Origin of the sequence: Streptomyces griseorubiginosus (assembly GCF_036345115.1) — a bacterium.
Lineage (GTDB): Bacteria > Actinomycetota > Actinomycetes > Streptomycetales > Streptomycetaceae > Streptomyces > Streptomyces griseorubiginosus_C.
Genome location: NZ_CP107766.1, coordinates 4,623,830 through 4,643,692, shown reverse-complemented (window position 1 = coordinate 4,643,692; position 19,863 = coordinate 4,623,830). Strand labels below are relative to the sequence as shown.

Genomic DNA, 19,863 nt, shown 5'->3' with positions numbered 1-19,863 from the left:
GGCGGAGGGCTCCGCTTCGCTCTGCACCGTTGCCCCGGACGCTGCCCCCGCGGATGGAGTCGGACCGTCCCCTATCGTCTGGGGCTCGGTCGGCGTCGTCTGCTTGGGGACCACTACGTTGTCGAAGGCTGCCGAGACCAGGTCGTGTTCGTCCCCCTGCGAGGGGCGCGCCTCAGGTGCGTCGGCCTGCGACGGGACCTGCGGTTGCCGAGCCTCTTGCGAAGGTGCGGTTCCCTGCGAAGGGAGTTCCGGCTCCTGTACTACGCCCTGTGCTTCAGCCGTACGCCCCTTGCGCGATCGGCCGAACGCGTTCCGCAGGAGAGTGAGAATGCCCATGTGCGCAACCGTTCCTCATCAGTGCCCGGAAGTGAGTCTTGGCCTCACATACTGACACTGCGCGCATCCCGAACGGTGTTGGGTGCGCTGGTCCCCCGCGTTCTCGGTGTCCCCGACCGGTGACGTGCATCAAGTGCACGGTCCGTGACGGGGCGGCGAGGTTCCTCACGCTCCCGGGCAGCAGGGCCGGCCTGGACGGTCCGATGCCCGCGACGATCACTCCGGTCGTCGCGGGGCGGTGCCGTCCGTCGCCGGACCGTATGCCCGAGAGCGCGCCTGCCGATCGCGACGGCTGCCGCGTCGTGGCGAGTCATGCATCGCTTCTCAGTGGTGAGGGGTTTCTGCCAGTGCTGCGCCCCCCATCGGGATGTGTACGCAGGGTCCACGGCCACGATGGTCAGACCGAGTTCGCAGGCCATGGCGATGAGCCGGTTCCTCAGTCTGGCTGTGGGCATGCCGGAGATCAGCTGCCGCAGCCACCTTCTCCGACCATGATGCTCGCGCCCCTTTTTCCCTTCGAGGTCCAGGTTCTCGACGGCGATCGCCGTCGATCCGCAGCGTTTCGCCCAGTGCAACAGCCGGGTGAGGGCGTGCCTTACTTGGGCGTCCCGGTGCCGGGCGTTTCCAGACAGGTCGAAGAAGAATCGACGTGGTTCGCCGAGTGGGTTGCCATGCCGGTCGAGTCGGTAGGCGGCGAGGTGATCCGCGTTGGTGTCGACGCCGACCATGCCGCGTGCGCGTACTGACTCCAGTGGGATCGCCCTGACCGTCGGGCGCTGCCAGGACGCCGTGAAGTACCAGCGGCCCCGCTCCGGATCGAAGTGGATGCGGTACGCGACGGCCCTGTCCTGCTCGATACGGTCGGCCCACTCCTGACCCCGGTGCTGGAACCGTACTGCGGCGGTGAGTACGTACCTGCCGTTCCGGTCGTTGGCCAGATGCGCCAGTGGGGCCGGGAGTTTGAGGGAGATCCTCCCGCCCGGCGTGACGCGGATGGTCTCGTTGCCGTATCTCTTGCCCGACTCGCCGTCGGCGGCCATGAACCACCGCTCGGCTTCCCACTGCCGGCGCCAATCCGCTTCGGTGGACTGGGCAACGTCCAGGTGGTGCCGAGTGTTCAGCAGACGACGACCGCCACGCACCACATGCACGGTTCCGCTCTCCCAGTCGGCCCGGACGGCTTCCAGCCGGGCTTCCAGAGTGTGAAGTCGCCGTGACTTCCGAAACCACTCCTCGCTGTCCCGGTAGCCGCCCGGTGCTCTCTTGGTGCCCGCAGCCGCGAGGGGTTGGGACAGCCGGTGTCGCAGGGTACGGATGCCGCTTTCGAGCTTGTGGATATGTGCTGCCTGGCCACGTCTGGCGAGTGCCCACTGGTCGTGGGAGGCCTTCGTGATCGATCCGGCCCATCGTGAGGAGGATTCCGATGTCAGGGCCCGCTTGCGAGCCGCCCAGGTATCGGCAGAGTGCTCCAGGCCATCCGCGCAGCGCTGTCTGAGATCACGGGAAGCCAGCCGCCCCAAGTGCTCACCCGTCAATCGCAGGACCAGTTCGTCCTCGTCGGTGAGGTGCCTCAGGCGGTCCCGGATCGAAACGCCCGCGGGGCCCGGCATGACGACGGGGGCGGTCAGTTCCCGGATCCTTCGCCCCACCTGTGCCCCCGAGCCTCGAAGCCTTCGCCGTCACCTCCTTCAACGAATGCCGTGCGGAACGGGCACGCGTTCGGTTGAGGAAATCTTGTTCAGGCGGTGCAAGCCGTCGTCAGCACCCCCAAAGATTCCCCGGGTTCATCCACCGTTCACCGCCCCGCCCCGCTCCCGCACGGACACCCCCCTACCGTCCGTCAAGCGAGATTCAAGGGGAAGCAAGGGGAAGCAAAAGTGCGCGTAGAGCTGCCGTTGATCAACACTGTTCATGGGCGGTCTGCCCTGACCTGCCGGTTCCGGTGCGGTGACGCCTGTTTTCATCCGGTGCCCAACACCTCCGCCAACCCGTACGTCGGTGACGTGATCGCCACCGCGCTCAGCCGGCGTTCGATGATGCGCGCCGCAGCCGTCGTCACGGTGGCGGCCGCCGCCGGCACCGTCGTCGCCGCTCCGGACGCCGAGGCCGCCTCCGCCAGGAAGAAGCCCCAGGGCAAGGACGCCCGCGGCCTCCGCTTCGCCCCCGTCGCGCCCAACACCGCCGACGCCGTGACCGTCCCGGCCGGCTACGCCCAGAACGTCGTCGTCCGCTGGGGCGAGCCCATCCTGCGCGGTGCCCCGGCCTTCGACCCGGAGAAGCAGAGCGCCGCCGCCCAGGCCGGTCAGTTCGGGTACAACAACGACTTCCTCGCGCTGCTGCCGCTGCCCGGCGAGCGCGGCCGGCAGGTGCTCGTCGCCAACCACGAGTACACCGACGAGGTCCTGATGTTCCGCGGCTACGACGCCGCGAACCCCACCCGCGAGCAGGTCGAGATCGCCTGGGCCGCGCACGGTCTCGGTGTCGTCGTGGTGGAGGAGAACAAGAGGAACGGCGCGCTCACGCTCGTCCCCCGGCATCACCTCAACCGGCGGGTCACCGCCACCACCGAGTTCCGGCTGACCGGGCCCGCCGCCGGGTCCGACCTGCTGAAGACGTCCGCCGACCCGACCGGCCGCAAGGTCCTCGGCACGCTCAACAACTGCTCCGGCGGCACGACCCCCTGGGGCACCACCCTGCACGGCGAGGAGAACTTCAACCAGTACTTCGCGGGCGCCTCCCGGACCACCGACAAGCGGTACGGGATCGGGAGCGGCGCCAGTGAGCGCAAGTGGGAGCGGTTCGACAAGCGGTTCGATGTCGCCCAGGAGCCCAACGAGCCCCACCGCTTCGGGTACGTCGTCGAGCTCGACCCGTACGACCCCTCCTCCACTCCCCGCAAGCACACCGCGCTCGGCCGGTTCAAGCACGAGGGGGCGACCGTACGGCTGACGCACGACGGGCGGCCGGTGGTGTACTCCGGGGACGACGAGCGGTTCGACTACTTCTACAAGTTCGTCGGCAGCAAGCGGATGAAGCACGGCACCTCGCGGGCCGTGCGCGCGCACAATCTCTCCCTGCTCGACGAGGGGACGCTGTACGTCGCCCGGCTCACCGGTGACTCCCCCGCCATCGAGGTCGACGGGACCGGGAAGCTCCCGGCGGACGGGGAGTTCGACGGCAGCGGGGAGTGGATCCCGCTGGCCACCGCCACGGCGAAGGGTGCCGTGTCGCACGTCGAGGGCATGTCCGCCGACGAGGTGTTCGTGTTCACGCGGCTCGCCGGGGACAAGGTCGGCGCGACGAAGATGGACCGGCCCGAGGACATCGAGCCCAACCCGCGCACCGGCAAGGTGTACGTGGCCCTCACGAACAACACCAACCGCGGGGTCGGCGCGAACGCCCCGGCCGACGAGGCCAACCCCCGCAACGCCAACAAGCACGGGCACGTCCTGGAGCTCACCGAGCGGTGGAACCGGGCCGACAGCACGCGGTTCGCCTGGACGCTGTTCCTGGTCGCCGGGGACCCGGAGGACCCGGCCACCTACTTCGCCGGGTTCCCGAAGGACGACGTCAGCCCGATCTCCTGCCCGGACAACGTGGCCTTCGACCCGCACGGCAACCTGTGGATCTCCACCGACGGCAACCAGCTCGGTTCCCACGACGGCCTGTTCGGGGTCGCGACGCAGGGCGAGCGGCGCGGTGAGCTGAAGCAGTTCCTGACCGTGCCGACCGGTGCGGAGACCTGCGGTCCGCTGGTGCAGGACCGGCGGGTGCTGGTGGCGGTGCAGCACCCGGGTGAGATCAGCGGGGCGACGGTCGAGAACCCGGCGAGCACCTGGCCCGACGGGCCCGGCAGGATCGTACGGCCGGCGGTCGTGGCCGTGTGGCGCAAGGACGGCGACGACATCGGCGTCTGACGCCGTTCGGTTCAGGGGATGGCCGGAACCGCCGGGCGGGGCTCCGGGCGACCGTCGGCTTCCAGCCATTCCCGGTACGCCGGTGCCTGCCGGGCCGTCTCCCAGTACGCCTCCTCCAGCGCGGGACGGACCCCGTCCAGGTCCGTCTCGGTGCGGGCCGCGAGGAGGAGTCGTACGCCGAGCGGGTCGCCGTGCAGGCGCCGTACCGCCATGTCGGGGCGGGGCACGCGGGTGGGCTGGCAGACGGTGACGACCTCGCCGGTGGCGACCAGGGCGTCGGCCGTGTGGTAATCGCCGTGCAGGACCACGGGGTTGACGCCGGCCGCGCGGAACATCCGCTGCACGGCGTCCCATTCGCCGTCGACCGTGGGGTCGATCATCCAGCGGTCCCGGGCCAGGTCGGCGAGGGTGACCACGGGTTTGGCGGTCGCCGGGTGGTCGGCGGGCAAGGACACGAACTGCGGCTCGCGTTCGACCAGGACCCGCACGCAGAGCTCGGGCGGGATGCGCAGCGGGCAGCCCTCCACCTCGTGCACGAAGGCCACGTCGAGCTGGCCGTCGGCGACCATGTGCAGCAGGGCGTTGGGGGAGACGTTCATGTGGAGGGTGGGGTCCTGGCCGTGGGCGCGCAGCCGGCGCAGCCAGCCGGACAGGGCCCGGCTCGCGGTGGAGCCGACGCGCAGTTGCGGGCCGCCCGTCGCGGCCGCGCGGGCGTCGGCCACCAGGGAGCGCATCTCGGCCAGCAGCGGGCGGGCGCGGCTGAGGACCAGCCGGCCCAGCGGGGTGGGGCGGCAGCCGGATCTCGCGCGCACGAACAGCGCGCCGCCCAGGGCCTGTTCGATCCGGCGCAGCTGGGTACTCAGCGACGGCTGGGCGACGCCCAGCTGACGGGCGGCCCGGTGCAGGCTGCCGGTGTCGGCTATCGCCACCACCGCGCGGAGGTGTCTCACCTCGAGGTCCATGCGATCGGAGCGTAAGGCGGGGGCCGGGGTTGCACCAGGGGGGCAAGTGCGGTGATAGGGCCGCGCTATCACCGGTTGGCATCATCACAGCCGCCGCACAGGCACCGACACTCGCATCGACGACTCACCCCCACCTAGGAGTCCTCGATGCGCAAGCACATCTGTGCCCTCACAGCGACAGCGGCCGCCCTCGGTCTGGCAACGGCCGGTCTGGCCACGGCGGTTCCCGCGGCGGCGGTCCCGGCACCCACCCCCGCACCGCGGGCCGGCTACACCGCGACCTCGACGACGGACACCAGTGAGGCCTTCTTCCGGGCCGTCCTGGAGTCCGTGGCGGAGAAGCGGGCCGCGAACCCGAACAGTGCCGCGGCCGTCACCGTGGTCTACGACGCCTCCCGGGCGCCCACGTTCAGCAGCCAGATATCCCGCAGCGCCCAGATATGGAACAGCTCGGTGTCGAACGTCAGACTCCAGGCGGGGTCGGCGGCGAGCGCCGACTTCTCCTACCGGGAGGGCAACGACTCGCGCGGTTCGTACGCCTCGACCGACGGTCACGGCAGCGGCTACATCTTCCTGGACTACCGGCAGAACCAGCAGTACGACTCCACCCGCGTCACCGCGCACGAGACCGGCCATGTGCTCGGTCTGCCGGACCACTACTCCGGTCCGTGCAGCGAGCTGATGTCGGGCGGCGGTCCCGGCACGTCCTGCACCAACGCGATCCCGAACTCCGCCGAGCGGAACCGGGTCAACCAGCTGTGGGCCAACGGCCTGGCCGCGGCCATGGAAGAGGCCCTGGCCGGCAAGTCCCTGCACAAGTCCGCCCGTTAGCCGCCACCCCCCACCCCGGTGCGGGCCGCCCACCACGAGAGGGCGGCCCGCACCGGCACGTCGCCCGCCCCGGCCCGCTGCCCGTCCTGGCCCGCTGCCCGTCGCGGCGCGCCACCCGCCTCGGCCCGCCGTCCGCACCGGCACGTCGCCCCCCGGCCCGCCGTGGTCAGCGCGGTGACGTGATCGCCCGGGCCGCCGCGACTTCCTGGCGCACCGGCTCCAGCACGCTGCCCGCGGGTCCGGTGAGGTCGGTGCGGACCTCGTAGAGGGTCTCCGCCTCGCGCAGGCCGTCCGCCAACTCCCGCAGTTGCAGGGTCACCTGGTCCACCTCGGCGGAAGACGGGGGCTGCGCGCCGTGGCGTACGCGGACCCGCGCCGCGGTCGTGGCGTCCACGATGCGTTCCACCGCGACGACCAGCGGCCACCAGGCCGCGGCCCGCCGTCCCATGGGCGGGGGTTCGGTCAGCGCGCGCTGGAACTCGGTGCGGATGACCGAGAGGTCGCGGTAGAGGCGCCGGCGCATACGGGCACGGGCGGCCGGTTCCACCCCGCTGCCGAACGCGCCCTCCACATAGGCCGCCGTGTCGGCCACCGCGTCGGCCAGGCGGTCGCCCACCCGGGTGTGCCAGCTCTCCGGCCACAGCAGGTAGCCCGCGACCAGGGCGATGGCGCAGCCCATCAGGGAGTCGAGGAGTCGGGGCAGCAGCAGGGCGGTGCCCTGGTGGTTGAGGATGTCCGACAGCAGGAGGATCACCGGGGTGATGGCCGCCGTCTGATAGCCGTACCCGCGCGGGGTCAGGGCGGGGATGAGCGGGGCCAGCAGGAGCATCACGAGGACGTCCCACCCGCCGCGCGGCACCTGCGAGAGGACCGCCGCCGCGACCACCAGCCCGGCCACCGTGCCCAGCGCCCGCAGCAGCGCCCGGGAGAACACCGAGCCGAAGTCGGGCTTGAGGACGAACGTGATCGTCAGGGCCACCCAGTAGGAGCGCGGGACGGGGACGATCGAGACCAGTGCCTGGGCCAGCCCGATGCACAGGGCGAGGCGCAGCCCGTACCGCCAGGAGGCTGCCGACAGCGCCACGTTGCGGGCGGCGCGGGCGGCCCGGACGCCGAGCGCGGCAGGTCGGCCGAGGCGGTCGTCGATGCCGCGCGGGTCCACGTCCGGTACGGCGACGACCTCGGCCGCGTGCCGCAGGGCGTGGTCGACGGCCCGGCTGGTCTCCGACACCGGCACGGGCAGCTTCAGGCCGATGGGGCCGGTGTAGCCGGTCTCCACCGCCCGCGCGAGATGGCGGACCGTCTCGGGTATCTCCGGGGCCAGCGGCCGGCCGGACAGGTGCGCGGCGGGGGCGGCCTCCACCACCGGGGTGATCGCGTTCAACTGGGCGAGCAGCCGGGTCAGTTCGGGGCTGCGGCCGTGGTGGCGGGCGCGCCGGGCGAGGACGAGGTCGTACGACTGGTTCAGGGACTGGGTGACGGCGTGCCGGGCCTCGTCGTACTCCGCGCGGCCGCAGGCGGCCATCAGGTCGGCCACCGTCCGGTAGGTGGCCGCGACCGCCGCCCGTTCCGGCACCCCGGACCTGAGCGGCCAGGCGAGCAGTGCGAGGAGCAGGACGAGCAGGCCGCCGCCGGTCATCAGCAGGGGGGCCGACCACCAGTCGCCGGGCATCGGAAGGCCCGCGCCGACCACCGAGTTCAGCAGCAGGAGCAGGCCCGACACGGAGGCCACCGCGCCGATGGTCGAGATCATCCCGGAGACGAGCGCGACGGCGGTGACCACCCAGACGGCGAGCCACCCCTGGCCGTACACCAGGGACCCGAGCGTCACCCCGACCGCGCCGAACAGCTGGGGGATCGCGATGTTGAGGATGCGCATGCGGTACGCGTCGGCGGTGTCGCCGATGACCCCGGACAGGGCGCCCATGGAGGCGAGGGCGCCGTAGGCGACCTGGTCGACGGCGAGTCCGACGGCCAGCGGGAGGGACATCGCGACGGCCGCGCGCGCCACGGCGGCCCGGTTGACGGGGGCCTGCTGGGCTTGGAGGTTCCGGACCAGCCAGTCGGGCGGGGTGAGGCCGATGCGGGACATGCGCTCATTATGAACACCCAGGTCAACCGGGCCTGTGGAGTGCCAGGTCCACCAGCAGGGCCCGGTGGTCGGTGTCGGCCAGGTCCAGGAAACGGGCGTCGCCCGCCGAGAAGTCCCTCGACACCAGGATGTGGTCGATCTGCGCGCCGATCGCCGGGGCGGTGCGGGCCGGCCAGGTGGGGGTGCGGTCGGAGCCGGCGAGGCGGGCCGCGTCGCGCAGTCCGGTGTCGAGGATCGCGCGGAAGGCCGCGTGGTCCTGGGAGGCGTTGAAGTCGCCGGCCAGGACGGTGGGCTGTGCGTCCGAGGCGGCCGCGAAGTCCCGTAGCTCGCCCAACTCGGAGCGCCACAGGTCCAGTTGTCCCGGCAGCGGTGGCATCGGGTGCGCGAGTTGCAGTCGTACGGCATGACCGCGGACGTCGGCGACGGCCCCGGGCATGCCCATGGTCGCGGGGATGCCGGGGGCGGCCTCCAGCGGGAAGCGGCTCAGGATGACGGACCCCGTCGAGCCGGCGCCCTCCACGGACCGCCGGTAGGGATACTCCCCGGCGAGGGTCCGGCGCAGGGTCGCCGAGCAGCCGTGCTCGCACTCCTCCACGAACACCACGTCCGGTTCCTCCCGGCGCACGGTGGCGACGAGGGCGTCGGTGGCCTGTCCGAACTCGACGTTGGAGGTGAGGACTTCCAGCGAGGCGAGCACCCGCCCGTCCGGTTCGCCGCCCGTGCCGTACGGCGCGATGAACCAGGCCAGCAGGCCCAGGACCACGGCCGCCCACAGCGCCCCCGGCCACCAGCGGGTGAGCAGGGCGAGGGCCACGCCGAGGCCCGCGGGGGCGAGCAGCCAGGGCAGGAACGCGAGGAGCTGCGGGACCGGGGTGATGCCGTCGGTGTCGGCGAGGCGGCAGCCGAGGACCGCGCTGACGGCGGCGAGGAGCAGGGCGGTGGTCCAGATGCCGAGGCGCCGGTGGGTCACCGTGCCGAGCCTACGAGCGGGCGTCGGCCTTCGCCAGGAACTCCCCGAGCGCGGTGTTGAACTCGGCCGGCCGCTCCAGGTTCGGCAGATGCGCGGCGCCCTCGACGACGCACAGCCGGGAGTCCGGGAGCGCCGCGTGCATCGCCCGCGCGTCGGCGACCGGGGTGTAGGTGTCGTCGGCGCCCACGACCACCAGGGCCGGGACCGTGACGCGGGGCAGCAGCTCCCGGTGGTCGGAGCGCGCGGCGCGGGCGCGCAGGGCGGCCGCGGCGGCCTCGGGGCGGGTGGCCGTCATCATGCCGTGGACGTGCGCCTTGACCTCGTCCGGGGCGTACGGCGCGACCATCTTCTCCAGCACCTCGTCGGCGTACCCGGCCATGCCCTCGCGCAGCAGCCGGTCCGCCATGGCGTGCCGGACCGTCACGCCCTCGGGGGTCTCCGCGGCCGGGAAGGTGTCGGCGAGGACCAGGCCGCGGATCCGCTCGGGGAAGAGCCGGTAGCAGTCCATGACGATCTGGCCGCCCATGGACAGGCCCGCCAGCACACAGGCCGGCACGTCCTGTTCGTCCAGCAGGGCCTCGACGTCCCGGGCGAAGTCCTCGAAGCGCTCCACCGGTGGCTCGCCCGGCGAGGCGCCGTACCCGCGCAGGTCCGGGGCGAGGACGCGGCGGGAGGCGGAGAAGGCCTCGATCTGCGGGCGCCACATCGTGTGGTCGAAGGGATGGCCGTGCACCAGGACCAGGGGGATCGCCGTCATGCCGCCGACCCTAGGCAGCCCCCCTTCCTCGGTGCAATAAAATCTTTGCCTTCGGTGCAATCACAGGGGGTTCGGGTGCACGACTACCGGCGTATCGCCGACCGCATAGCCGCCGACATCACGGCCGGCCGGCTCCGCCCCGGCGAACGGCTGCCCCCGCAGCGGAAGTTCGCCCGTAGGCACGGGATCGCCGCCTCGACGGCGGAGCGGGCGTACGGCGAACTCGTCCGGCGGGGCCTGGTCGTCGGGGAGGTGGGGCGCGGCACCTTCGTGCGGGCCGGGGTGCCGGTGCGGCCCGGCAAGGGGCTCATCGAGGACGCGGGGGCGCCGGTCAACCTGGAGCTCAACTACCCGTCCGCACCGGGCCAGTCCGAGCTGCTCACCGGCACGCTCGCGCCCCTGCTGCGCCCCGACCTGCTGACCGAGGCGCTGCGTCCGGCCGCCGCCGACGGCACCCCGGCCGCCCGTGAGGCCGCGGCCGGTCTGCTGGCCACCCCGGGCTGGCGCCCGGACCCGGACCGGATCCTGTTCACCGGCAACGCCCGCCAGGCCGTGGCCGCCTCCCTCGCCTCGCTGGTGCGGCCCGGCGGCCGGGTCGGCGTGGAGGAGCTGACCTACCCGGTGGTCAAGGAGATCGCGGCCCGCCTCGGCATCACCCTGGTCCCGCTCGCCACCGACGCGGACGGCCTGCTCCCGGACGCGGTTGCCGCCGCCCACCGTGCGGCCCCCCTGTCGGCCCTCTACGTCCAGCCGACGCTGCACAATCCGACCTCCGTGACCATGAGCGCCGAACGCAGACGCCGACTCGCCCGCACGGTCACCGACTTGGACCTCCCCGTGGTCGAGGACCGCATCTGGTCGTTCCTCGCGGAGGCCGACGACCCGCTCGCGGCCCTCGCCCCCGCGCTCACCCACGTCGTCGACGGCCTCTCCAAGCGGGTCGCGCCCGGACTCACCGTCGGCTTGCTCGTCGTACCGCGCCCGCGCAGGGAGGCGGTGGCCGACGCCGTCCGCTCCGGCGGCTGGAGCGCGGGGCGGTTCGCGCTGGAGGCGGGGACGGGGTGGATCGCGGACGGGACCGTGGCGCGGCTGGTCGCGGCGAAGCGGGCCGACGCGGCGCACCGGCAGCGGCTGCTGGCCGAGTGCCTCAACGGGTTCGCCGTACGGTCCGATCCGCGCGCGTACTACGGCTGGTGGCGACTCCCCGCTCCCTGGCGGGCGGAGACCTTCACGGCCGCGGCCGCGGCCCTCGGCATCGCTCTCACACCCGGCCCGTCCTTCGCCGTCGGGCCGCACCGCACCCCGGACGCGGTCAGGCTCGGGCTCGCGTCGGCTCCGGTGCCGGATCTGGAACGGGCGCTGCGAGCCCTCGCCGGGCTCGCGGCGAGCCGTAGCGACCGGTGAGCCAGCAGGTCAGGGCCACCGCCAGACCGACGGCCACCAGCAGCCAGGACACCGTGCGCAAGGTGGCCGTCAGCGCGTCGTAGACGGCGCCCGCGGCCGGGCGGTGCACCGGGTCCGGCAGGTCGGTGAGGGTGAAGTGGCGGCCCACGGCCACCGCGAGGCCGAGGAGCGCGCCGCCGAGCGCGGTGCCGAGGGCGGTCGCGGTGAGGGCGCGGCGGCGGCAGGCCGCGACCGCGATCCCGGTGACGGCGAGGACGGCGGCGGTGACGGGCAGCCAGAAACCGGCGACTTCGAGCACGTCGTAGCCCTTCCTGAGGCGGTCGAGTTCGGCGGCCGGGAGCACGGCGATCCTGGTGCGGGGCAGGTCCAACTGCGTGTGCCCGTGGGCCAGTCGGTGCTCCACCTCGGCGAGGTCGACGGTCACCGTGCGCCGGCTGTCGTCGTGCAGCGCGCTCAACACGGCGTCGTGCACGGCCCGGTTGCCGGCGTCCCACGCGGCGGGGAAGGCCGGGGTGCGGGCGAAGTCGTGCACGAAGGGCCGCAGCGGTGCGTCGACCTCGTCCTCCATCGCGTCCCGTACGGCGGGGTCGGCGGCGAGCGGTGCCATCGCGGTGACGTACCGGCCCGGATCGGCGAGGCCGTACGCCGCCCAGGCCGCCAGCGCGCCGAAGGGCACCAGCAGACAGGCCACGGCGATCAGGGCGGCCGACAGGGCGCCACGGACACGGGAGGTCACCCCTCAAGGCAAGGCCGCCGAAGGGGCCCGCGCGAGCCGTGGAGCTGCGGATTAGGCCTTCCGGTGGAGGGTTCACCCGAACGGGTGTCTCATGGATCAAGGGGGAACCGGGGAGAAGGAGGCCGATCCATGCGCACCACTACGGCCCTGCGGACCCTGGCCGTGGCCCTGCTCACCGGCGGAACGCTCGCCGTCCCGGCGGCGGGCACGTTCGCGGCGGCAGCCCCGCCCACCCACGCCGAAGGCCACGGTGGCGGCGGTCCGGTCTGGGGCACCATCGTCTCCCGCACCGCGCTCAACGTGCGGGACGCGCCCACCACCCACTCCGCGGTCGTCGACCGGCTCGCACCGGGCAGTCAGGACCGCATCGAGTGCATGGTCCGCGGACAGAGCGTCAACGGCAACCCGTACTGGTACTGGTTCACCGGTGCCGAGGGCTGGGTCAGCGCGGCGTTCGTCGACACCGCCGGACGGCATGTGCCGACCTGCGCGGACCCGTGTCCGCAATGGAAGAACGACACCTGGAACAACGCCGACTGGAACGACCCGGACTGGAGCTCCGGTTCCGACTCCTGGGCGGCCTCGGGCTCCGTGACCTTCGACTTCTCGGGCTCCTGGACGTGGACCGTGACCGGGTCCACGGGTTGAGGGAAACGGGATGAGGGAAAGGGCGGGCCCCGGCCGGGAAACCGGCCGGGGCCCGCCGCTGTGCCGTCAGCGGATCCGGTTCCCCTCGCCGTCCTCGTGCGTGTAGTAGCGGTAGAAGAACACCACGAAGATGCCCGCCGCGACCGCGAGCCCCAGGGCCACCGACCGCAGCACGCTCTCCCCGGTCTGGCTGTACAGGAACCCGACGGCCGCGCCGGCGAAGCCGGACTTGACGCCGGAGTGGAGCTCTCGCTTCAGCAGCGGGGCGAACGTCGCCACGGCGAGGCACAGCACGATGAACGCGAACGCCGTCACGAAGCCGAACAGGATGTTCCAGCCGGTGATGGGGCCGCCGTCCCTGCGGTTGGCCGCGGCCCAGTAGCCGTAGACCAGCCCCAGCACGACGGGGATGCCGTACCGGGCCGCGAGGTGGACCCGCGGGCTGAACACGTCGGGTGTTGTCCGGGCGAAGCCGCCCCTGGGTGCCGCATGAGCCATGGGAGCACTCCTCTCTCTCCACCCCCCGATACGCCCCCGCCTACCAGAGCACACCTGGACAGGGGCCCTGGCAAGTCGAATGGCGGCCCGTCCTCCCCCGTGTTTCGCTGGCCCCATGAGCGGTGTCGGCCGGGGGCAGATGCTCCGCGTCCGCGGGGGCCGCAGCATCGCCTGGTTGCCGCCCCTGGTGCTGCTCGTCGCGATCACCGTGATCGACTTCCGGACCGGCGCCGAGTTCCGGATGATCTCCTGGGTCGTGCTGGTCCCGGGCATCGCGGCGGCGATCTGCTCCGTACCGGGAACCGCGGCCTTCTCCGTACTCGCCCTCGTCACCTACGTCGTCGCCGACAGCTCCTGGCCGGACCGCTACCGGTCCGGGCTGCCCGACTTCGTGCTCGTCGCCGTCGGCGGCGTCCTCGCCGTACTGGCCTGCGCGATCCGGCTCCGCGACGAGCGCAGCATGCTGCACATGCGGGACGTCGCCGACACCACCCGCCGTACCGTGCTGCGTCCGCTGCCGCCGGTGTGGGGCGGTCTGGAGCACGCCGAGGTGTATCTGGCCGCCGACAGCGAGGCCCGCGTCGGCGGCGACTTCTACGACATCCAGCCGGGCCCGCACGGCACGCGCGTGCTCGTTGGGGACGTGCAGGGCAAGGGGCTCGGCGCGGTCGAGGCGGCGGCCGCGCTGCTCGGCACCTTCCGCGAGGCGGCGTACCACGAGGCGGAGCTGGCGACGGTCGCCGAGCGGCTGGAGATCCGGGTGCGGCGGCACGGCGTGCACATCGCCGCGCTCGGCCGCGACGACGGCGACCGCTTCGCCACCGCCGTCCTGCTCGGCTTCCCCCGCCTCGACACCGGCCGGGTGGAGGCCATGGTCTTCGGACACGAACCGCCCCTGGTGGTCGGCCCGTCGGGGGTACGGCCACTGCTCGCCGACGGCGGACTCCCGCTGGGCCTCGCCGCGCTGTCCGCCGAGGGCCCGCCGCCCGTGTGCCGGGTCCCGCTCGCCCCCGGGGAGACCCTGCTGCTGACCAGCGACGGCGTCACCGAGGCCCGCGACGGCGCCGGGGTGTTCTACGCCCTCGCCGACGAGGTGGCCCGCGCCCTGGCCGCCGATCCGCGCGCCGTCGAACCCCGCCGCCTGGTCGACCTCGTACGCGACGGCACCCTGCACCACTGCGGCGGACGACTCCTCGACGACACGACGGTCTTCGCGGTACGCAGGGCGGAGCAGCGGGGGCGGGGCGGGGGTGACGAGCCGGGGTGGGGGGTGGAGGAGCGGGGGCGGGGCGGGAGGGATGCGTCGGTGCGCAGGGGCGACGAGCGGGCAGGAAAGGGACGTTTGCCGTCCTGAGAACTCCCCTCCGCAGCCGCAGCGGTTACCGTGCTGCCGTAAGTGATCGACGGGGGATGGGGAGGGACCGATGCCCGGGACCGTGCTGCTGCTCGCCGCCTCACCGGTGGGCAAGAGCTGTCTGGTGGACGCGGCGTCCGTGCTTCCCGTCCTCGCGGCCGTGCCGCCCGCCGTGCTCGCCGGCACCGACACCGCCAACGTCGTCGAACTCGCCGACCCCCTGGAACCGCAGGCCGTCCTGACCCGCCTGCGGGCCGTCGCGGCCACCCCGGGCCCGCTCACCGTGTTCGTCGCCGGCCAACTCGCCCTGGACCGGCGCCAGCACCTGCCCCACCTCGCGCTGGCCCGCACCACCCCCGCCACCGTCCGCTACACCGCGCTGCCCTGGCAGTGGATCCGCGAGGAGTTCCGGCTGCGGTCGCCGGGTTCCACGACGCTGTTCCTGGACCTGCACGCCGACGCCGAGGCGTGGGGCTGGCTGCGGACGCACGCACTGGACTCCGGGCGCAACAACGCGGTGTTCGGTCGGATCGCGCCGCCGCCGTCCCGACGCCGGGTCGCGGGACCGTCGTACATGAAGACGATCGCGACGATCCTGCGCAGCGGGTGGCGTCCGCCGGTCGAGCAGTTGCATCAGCAGGCGTTCACCAGGTTGGGCCCCGAGGCGTACGGGGACGTGGTGCTGACCGTGCCGCCCGCTCCGGTAGCCGTACCCGGGGGCTTCGCCCCCAGACCCCCGTACCGGCCCGAACGGCCTCGTCCGCACACGCCGGCCGGGCCGGTGGGCGCGGACCAGGTCCCTCAAGCACCGGCCGCGAGTCCTCCCCAGCCGCAGGACCCGCACGTCCAGGTCACCGCCGCCGTGCAGGCCGGCCGGCACCAGGACGCCGACGCGCTCGCCCTGACGCACGAGCAGGCCGCCAGCCGCAGCCACGGGCCCGCCTCCGAGCAGGCCCTGCACTGGTCCGAGGTCCGCGCGGACCTCGCGATGTTCGCCAGGGACTCGGCGCGCAGCTGCCGGATCTGGCTCACGGTGGCCGAGACCCGGCTGGCCGCGGGGCAGGCGCCGGACTCGTCGGCCGTGGAGAAGGCGGTCGACCGGGCCCACCACCAGTGGGGCCAGGTCCGCGACAAGGCCCGCGCCCAGGAACTCGGCGTCCTGCTGGCCCAGTTGCGCGCCCGCGTCCCGGGCCGCCGTCCGGGCGCGCTGGAGAACGTGCAGAAGCAGCTGCGAGAGTTGCAGGCCACGCCCTTCTAGTCGCAGCGTTCCAGCCGCAACCGTCTGGTCGCAGTGTTCCAGCCGCAACCGTCTGGTCGCAGCCTTCCCGCCACAGTCCTCCAGCCGCAGCCTTCTAGACCAGGTACGCCAGCGCCCCGGACACCAGCGTCCGCACCCCCGGCGCGACCACGGACAGGTCTGGTGCGAAGTGCGGGCTGTGGTTGCTCGGGACCGCGTCGAACTTCTCCATCAGGTCCTCGCCCGGCGCCGCGTCCCACACCGCGGCCGGGGTGGAGGTCACGAACCAGTAGGAGTACGGGAGTTCGCCGAGCGCGAGCAGGGAGAAGTCCTCGCTGCCCATCGCCGGGCCGGGGTCGAAGACGGTGCCGGAGCCGAAGACCTCGCGGTGCACGGCGGCGACCCGGTGGTCGGTCTCGGGGTCGTTGACCGTGACCGGGAAGGAGCCGCCGAGGGTCACCTCCGGCTCGCGCGGGCAGCCCGCCGCATGGCACTCGCCCTCGGCGATCCGGCGGATCGCGGCGAGCATCCGGTCCCGGACCGCCTCCGACTGGGTGCGCAGGTTGAGGGAGATGCGGGCCGTCGTGGGGATGATGTTCGGGGCCGTGCCCGCCTCGATCCGGCCGACGGTCAGGACGGCGGGCTCCCGCGGCTTGACCTCCCGGCTGACGACCGTCTGGAGCCGCGTGACGATGTAGGCGGCCGTGACCACCGGGTCGACGGTCGTCTCGGGGCGCGAGCCGTGACCGCCGCGGCCGTGCACCACGATCTCCACGTCCGTGGTCGCCGACATGATCAGGCCGGGCACGTGCGGGTACAGCCCGGCCGGGCCCGGTGCCGCATGCTGGCCCAGCAGCACGTCCGGGCGCGGGACCCGGTCGTAGAGCCCGTCGGCGACCATCGCGGCCGCCCCGCCGCCGGTCTCCTCGGCGGGCTGCCCGACCAGCACCAGCGTCCCGGACCAGGCGTCCCGCCCGTCCGCGAGCGCCTTCGCCGCCCCCGCGAGCCAGGTCACGTGCAGGTCGTGCCCGCAGGCGTGCATCACCCCGGCCGTCTCGGAGGCGTACGGCAGCCCGGTGCGCTCCTCGACCGGCAGTGCGTCCATGTCGGCGCGCAGCAGCACGGTCGGCCCGTCACCGTTGCGCAGCACACCCGCGAGCCCGGTGCCGCCGAGGCCCTGGACCGTCTCGAACCCGGCCGTTTCGAACCGCTCGGTGAGCCGGGACGCCGTGCGGTGCTCCTGGAACGACAGCTCGGGGTGCCGGTGCAGATCCCGGTAGAACTCCTCCAGACCGGGGACCGGGAGATCGGCGGTGAGTTCCAGGGCGACACGGGCGGCGGTGGAGGTCATGCGGGCAGCGTAGGCGGGGGGCGGTGGCATCGGTACGGCTCGGGTCGGGCGCCGGACCTTGCTGGTCCTGGGCGTGGCGGGGGCTCGGGTGGGGACGCCGCCGGACCCGGCTGGTCCGGGACTGGCGGCGGCCTTGGCCGTGGTCCGGCAGCACGGCGGGCCGGCGCAGGGCGCCGCGGCGTACCGGAGGATCGGCCGGCGTCACTTGGTGGAACCTTTGCTTCGGCGTGTCCGTTGACGGGGTGAGATCACTCAACGAGTACCGAGGTGACGTCAATGGCACTGTTCGACCGGCTCAAGGACCAGGCCAAGAACCTCCAGCAGCAGGCCCAGGGGCGCGGCACGACGACCGGTGGGCAAGGGCACGGCGGCTCGCGCGGCGGTTCGCGGGCCCAGCTCGTCGGTGTGCTGAAGACCCAGCTCGGCTCCCTGAAGACCGAGTTGAAGAGCGGCGCGTACCGGGACGCCAGCATGGCGATGTGCGCGCTGGTCGCCGCCGCCGACGGGCAGGTGGACGCGTCCGAGATGCAGCAGATGGAGTCGTTGATCCTCGGCAACGAGGTGCTGCAGAACTTCCCGCCGGAGCAGCTGCGCCAGCGCTTCCACAAGCACGTGGACCAGCTGACCCGGAACTTCCCGCAGGGCAAGGCGGAGGCGCTCCAGGAGATCGCCAAGGCCGCCAAGAAGCCCACCGAGGCGCGCGCGGTGATCCAGACCGGCATCGTCATCGCCGGCGCGGACGGCCACTTCTCCCAGGCCGAGCAGGCGATCCTCAGGGAGGCCTGCGCGACGCTCGGCCTCCAGCCGGCGGAATTCCAGCTCTGACCGTCCCGCCTGCCGTTCGAACAGCCCATGCCGCCCCACCAGCCGACCGACGGCGGTGGGGCGGCACACGGAGAAGGGCGGTTTTCCGACCCGTGCGCCGGGCCGCAAACGAGATCAGTGACGGGACGTTCGTCATGGTGATGAGCCCCCGCCCGCGTCACCAAGTCACAGCGGCACCTGGACCGACCAGTGAGGCATCGACCGCAAGGACATGATGCTCGGCCAGGAGGCCGACGGGGAGTGACCGGGGTGGGCCGGGGTCAGTCCTGGGTGGGGTCGGTGATGTGCTGGACCTGGTTCGCCTGCTCGGCCGGCCGCTCCCCCGACGCCTTCGCCGGCCCCGTGTTCGCCGCCAGGACGAGCGTGGCCACGGCCACGACCGCGGCGGCGAAACCCCTGGTGTAGCGCGCGGTGGTGCTGGTGCGTTCGAGCACGGCGACCTCGCAGCGGTGACGGTGAGTGTCCATGACGGTGGGAGCGTATTAAGCACGGTTAATACGCCGTTTAACCTAGGGGCTGCGGGAGCCGAACGGCAAGAGGGGCTAGGGGAGTTGGCCATGTCGGAGCGGGACGACCCGGGTGTCATCGGGCGACGGGTGCAGCAGTTGCGGGTCGAACGCGGGCTCACCCAGAAACAGCTGGCCGAACCGGCCTACACCCCGGCCTACATCTCCACCCTGGAGTCCGGCCGGGTGCGCCCCTCCGACGACGCCCTCAGGCACCTCGCCGACCGCCTCGGCGTCGGCTTCGACGAACTCGCGACCGGCCGCCCGGCCCACCTCGTCACCGATCTGCGCCTGCGCCTCACCGAGGCACAGCGCACCCTGGCCACCGGCGAGGCCGAGGAGTCCGCCGAGCAGTACGCCCGGCTCCTCGCCGAGGCCGACGCACTCGGCCTCGCCGAAGTGCGGGCCGCCGCCCTGCTCGGACTCGGGGAGTGCGCCGTCGAGACCGGTGAACTCGGCGCCGCCCGCCAGTACTTCGAGCGCGCCGAGCAGGCCCTCGGCGACGACGTCCCCCTGCCCGCCCGGGTCCCGGCCCTGCGCGGCCGCGCCCTCTCCCACTACCTCGCCGGTGAACTCCGTTACTCCGTCTACCTGTTGGAGTCCACCCTCGACGAACTCAACCGCGGCGGCCTCCACGACCCCGACGCCCTGCTCCTGCTCTACGCCAGCGTCATCGGCCCCTACATGGACATGGGCGCCCACGCCCGCGCCGCCCAGGCCGCCGAACTCGCCCTCGCGCTCGCCCCGCGGTCCGGCGACCCCGCCCTCGTGGCCCGCATGCACCGGTCCGTCGCCCGCACCCTGCTCGCCGAGGGCCGCCTCGCCGAGGCCGACGCCTCCCTAGCCAAGGCCGCCGAGCTCTACCGGCAGCTCCAGCTCCGTACCGAACTCGCCAACTGCCACTGGATGCGCGGCTACGTCTACGCCCAGAACGGCGAACTGGAGCGCGCCGAGGACGAGTTGCGGCAGGCCCTCGCCATGCACTCCGCCAAGCGGGCCGCCCTCTACTCCAGCCAGGCCGCCGTCGAACTCGCCGACGTGCTGCACCGGCGCGGCAAGTCCGAGGAGGCCGCCGCCCTGCTGCACGACGTGCTCAGCGACCTCAGCCCCGAGCGCGGCGCCCTGCACTCCGCCGCCGCCCACCGCCTCCTCGGCATCATCGCCGAGGACGCCCGCGACACCGAGGCCGCCGAGGAGCACTACGTCCGCGCCCTGAGCCTGCTGGAGCGGGCCGGTGCCGCCGGTGACCTGGCCGACCTGTGCCGCCTCCTGGGCGACCTGCTCCGCCGCACGGGCCGTATCGAGGCGGCCCTGGACGCGTACCGCACCGGCCTCGGCCACCGCACGGCCCCCGGCACGACGACCCTCGGCCCCGCGCCGGCCCAGCCCCCTCTCTGAGGCCCGGCGCCGTTACCAGGTCCGTGCCCGCACAGCCCCCT

General features: G+C 73.2%; 17 protein-coding genes. 8 read left to right on the top strand and 9 right to left on the bottom strand.

Annotated elements, in window-relative coordinates; genetic code table 11:
* Window positions 1-380 precede the first annotated feature (380 nt).
* A complete protein-coding gene (locus OHN19_RS20930) occupies window positions 381-1,946 on the bottom strand; it encodes a transposase (RefSeq protein WP_330269664.1) in 1,566 nt (521 codons plus the stop codon).
* A 267-nt stretch (window positions 1,947-2,213) separates the two neighbouring features.
* Here OHN19_RS20930 and OHN19_RS20925 point away from each other — a divergent pair, with 267 nt between their 5' ends.
* A complete protein-coding gene (locus OHN19_RS20925) occupies window positions 2,214-4,253 on the top strand; it encodes a PhoX family protein (protein WP_330265663.1) in 2,040 nt (679 codons plus the stop codon).
* Between the two features lie 11 nt (window positions 4,254-4,264).
* Here OHN19_RS20925 and OHN19_RS20920 read toward each other — a convergent pair whose 3' ends face one another.
* The gene (locus OHN19_RS20920; RefSeq protein ID WP_330265662.1) at window positions 4,265-5,215 is read right to left on the bottom strand and encodes a LysR family transcriptional regulator; all 951 of its coding nucleotides are present in this window, start codon (window positions 5,213-5,215) and stop codon (window positions 4,265-4,267) included.
* Between the two features lie 147 nt (window positions 5,216-5,362).
* Here OHN19_RS20920 and snpA point away from each other — a divergent pair, with 147 nt between their 5' ends.
* Window positions 5,363-6,046, top strand: coding sequence for a snapalysin (gene snpA / locus OHN19_RS20915; RefSeq protein WP_330265661.1), 684 nt, complete (start codon window positions 5,363-5,365; stop codon window positions 6,044-6,046).
* A gap of 166 nt (window positions 6,047-6,212) precedes the next feature.
* Here the strand turns inward: snpA and OHN19_RS20910 are convergent, their stop codons facing one another.
* From OHN19_RS20910 to OHN19_RS20900, 3 genes are read right to left on the bottom strand one after another with little or no spacing between them, the layout of a single operon-like run.
* Entirely contained in the window at window positions 6,213-8,138 is a 1,926-nt protein-coding gene (locus tag OHN19_RS20910; protein WP_330265660.1) for an FUSC family protein, read from the bottom strand.
* A gap of 22 nt (window positions 8,139-8,160) precedes the next feature.
* Window positions 8,161-9,108 carry an endonuclease/exonuclease/phosphatase family protein gene (locus tag OHN19_RS20905; protein ID WP_330265659.1) on the bottom strand — a complete coding sequence of 316 codons (948 nt, stop codon included), beginning with the start codon at window positions 9,106-9,108 and terminating at the stop codon, window positions 8,161-8,163.
* 10 nt (window positions 9,109-9,118) lie between these two features.
* Complete coding sequence (locus OHN19_RS20900) at window positions 9,119-9,865, bottom strand: alpha/beta hydrolase (RefSeq protein WP_330265658.1); 747 nt, start codon at window positions 9,863-9,865, stop codon at window positions 9,119-9,121.
* A 75-nt stretch (window positions 9,866-9,940) separates the two neighbouring features.
* Here OHN19_RS20900 and OHN19_RS20895 point away from each other — a divergent pair, with 75 nt between their 5' ends.
* Window positions 9,941-11,269, top strand: coding sequence for a PLP-dependent aminotransferase family protein (locus OHN19_RS20895; RefSeq protein ID WP_330265657.1), 1,329 nt, complete (start codon window positions 9,941-9,943; stop codon window positions 11,267-11,269).
* Here OHN19_RS20895 and OHN19_RS20890 read toward each other — a convergent pair.
* Window positions 11,178-12,005, bottom strand: coding sequence for a hypothetical protein (locus OHN19_RS20890; RefSeq protein ID WP_330265656.1), 828 nt, complete (start codon window positions 12,003-12,005; stop codon window positions 11,178-11,180). The genes OHN19_RS20895 and OHN19_RS20890 overlap by 92 nt on opposite strands.
* Before the next feature lie 129 nt (window positions 12,006-12,134).
* Here OHN19_RS20890 and OHN19_RS20885 point away from each other — a divergent pair, with 129 nt between their 5' ends.
* Window positions 12,135-12,653 (top strand): SH3 domain-containing protein, encoded by a 519-nt coding sequence (locus OHN19_RS20885; RefSeq protein WP_330265655.1) that lies wholly within the window; start codon window positions 12,135-12,137, stop codon window positions 12,651-12,653.
* A gap of 66 nt (window positions 12,654-12,719) precedes the next feature.
* Here OHN19_RS20885 and OHN19_RS20880 read toward each other — a convergent pair whose 3' ends face one another.
* Complete coding sequence (locus OHN19_RS20880; RefSeq protein ID WP_330265654.1) at window positions 12,720-13,151, bottom strand: hypothetical protein; 432 nt, start codon at window positions 13,149-13,151, stop codon at window positions 12,720-12,722.
* A 115-nt stretch (window positions 13,152-13,266) separates the two neighbouring features.
* Here OHN19_RS20880 and OHN19_RS20875 point away from each other — a divergent pair, with 115 nt between their 5' ends.
* Entirely contained in the window at window positions 13,267-14,505 is a 1,239-nt protein-coding gene (locus tag OHN19_RS20875) for a PP2C family protein-serine/threonine phosphatase (RefSeq protein WP_330265653.1), read from the top strand.
* A 70-nt stretch (window positions 14,506-14,575) separates the two neighbouring features.
* The gene (locus OHN19_RS20870) at window positions 14,576-15,763 is read left to right on the top strand and encodes a hypothetical protein (protein ID WP_330265652.1); all 1,188 of its coding nucleotides are present in this window, start codon (window positions 14,576-14,578) and stop codon (window positions 15,761-15,763) included.
* 94 nt (window positions 15,764-15,857) lie between these two features.
* On the opposite strand, the gene OHN19_RS20865 is transcribed toward OHN19_RS20870, so the two are convergent.
* Complete coding sequence (locus OHN19_RS20865; protein WP_330265651.1) at window positions 15,858-17,093, bottom strand: amidohydrolase; 1,236 nt, start codon at window positions 17,091-17,093, stop codon at window positions 15,858-15,860.
* A gap of 276 nt (window positions 17,094-17,369) precedes the next feature.
* On the opposite strand from OHN19_RS20865, the gene OHN19_RS20860 reads away from it, so the two are divergent.
* Window positions 17,370-17,918: a tellurite resistance TerB family protein gene (locus OHN19_RS20860; RefSeq protein WP_330265650.1), complete on the top strand. Its 549-nt coding sequence runs from the start codon at window positions 17,370-17,372 to the stop codon at window positions 17,916-17,918.
* 260 nt (window positions 17,919-18,178) lie between these two features.
* Here OHN19_RS20860 and OHN19_RS20855 read toward each other — a convergent pair whose 3' ends face one another.
* Window positions 18,179-18,385 carry a hypothetical protein gene (locus tag OHN19_RS20855; RefSeq protein WP_330269860.1) on the bottom strand — a complete coding sequence of 69 codons (207 nt, stop codon included), beginning with the start codon at window positions 18,383-18,385 and terminating at the stop codon, window positions 18,179-18,181.
* Window positions 18,386-18,475: 90 nt separating this feature from the next.
* Between OHN19_RS20855 and OHN19_RS20850 the strand changes: the two genes are divergently transcribed.
* Window positions 18,476-19,822: a helix-turn-helix domain-containing protein gene (locus OHN19_RS20850; protein WP_330265649.1), complete on the top strand. Its 1,347-nt coding sequence runs from the start codon at window positions 18,476-18,478 to the stop codon at window positions 19,820-19,822.
* Window positions 19,823-19,863: the final 41 nt, after the last annotated feature.

What these genes read in the sequence shown, in the direction of transcription:
- OHN19_RS20885 (WP_330265655.1), top strand. Translation starts at nt 12,135, where the DNA reads ATGCGCACCACTACGGCCCTGCGGACCCTGGCCGTGGCCCTGCTCACC.
- OHN19_RS20860 (WP_330265650.1), top strand. Translation starts at nt 17,370, where the DNA reads ATGGCACTGTTCGACCGGCTCAAGGACCAGGCCAAGAACCTCCAGCAG.
- snpA (WP_330265661.1), top strand. Translation starts at nt 5,363, where the DNA reads ATGCGCAAGCACATCTGTGCCCTCACAGCGACAGCGGCCGCCCTCGGT.
- OHN19_RS20850 (WP_330265649.1), top strand. Translation starts at nt 18,476, where the DNA reads ATGTCGGAGCGGGACGACCCGGGTGTCATCGGGCGACGGGTGCAGCAG.
- OHN19_RS20910 (WP_330265660.1), bottom strand. Translation starts at nt 8,138, where the DNA reads ATGTCCCGCATCGGCCTCACCCCGCCCGACTGGCTGGTCCGGAACCTC.
- OHN19_RS20870 (WP_330265652.1), top strand. Translation starts at nt 14,576, where the DNA reads ATGCCCGGGACCGTGCTGCTGCTCGCCGCCTCACCGGTGGGCAAGAGC.
- OHN19_RS20855 (WP_330269860.1), bottom strand. Translation starts at nt 18,385, where the DNA reads ATGGACACTCACCGTCACCGCTGCGAGGTCGCCGTGCTCGAACGCACC.
- OHN19_RS20930 (WP_330269664.1), bottom strand. Translation starts at nt 1,946, where the DNA reads ATGCCGGGCCCCGCGGGCGTTTCGATCCGGGACCGCCTGAGGCACCTC.
- OHN19_RS20920 (WP_330265662.1), bottom strand. Translation starts at nt 5,215, where the DNA reads ATGGACCTCGAGGTGAGACACCTCCGCGCGGTGGTGGCGATAGCCGAC.
- OHN19_RS20875 (WP_330265653.1), top strand. Translation starts at nt 13,267, where the DNA reads ATGAGCGGTGTCGGCCGGGGGCAGATGCTCCGCGTCCGCGGGGGCCGC.
- OHN19_RS20900 (WP_330265658.1), bottom strand. Translation starts at nt 9,865, where the DNA reads ATGACGGCGATCCCCCTGGTCCTGGTGCACGGCCATCCCTTCGACCAC.
- OHN19_RS20880 (WP_330265654.1), bottom strand. Translation starts at nt 13,151, where the DNA reads ATGGCTCATGCGGCACCCAGGGGCGGCTTCGCCCGGACAACACCCGAC.
- OHN19_RS20865 (WP_330265651.1), bottom strand. Translation starts at nt 17,093, where the DNA reads ATGACCTCCACCGCCGCCCGTGTCGCCCTGGAACTCACCGCCGATCTC.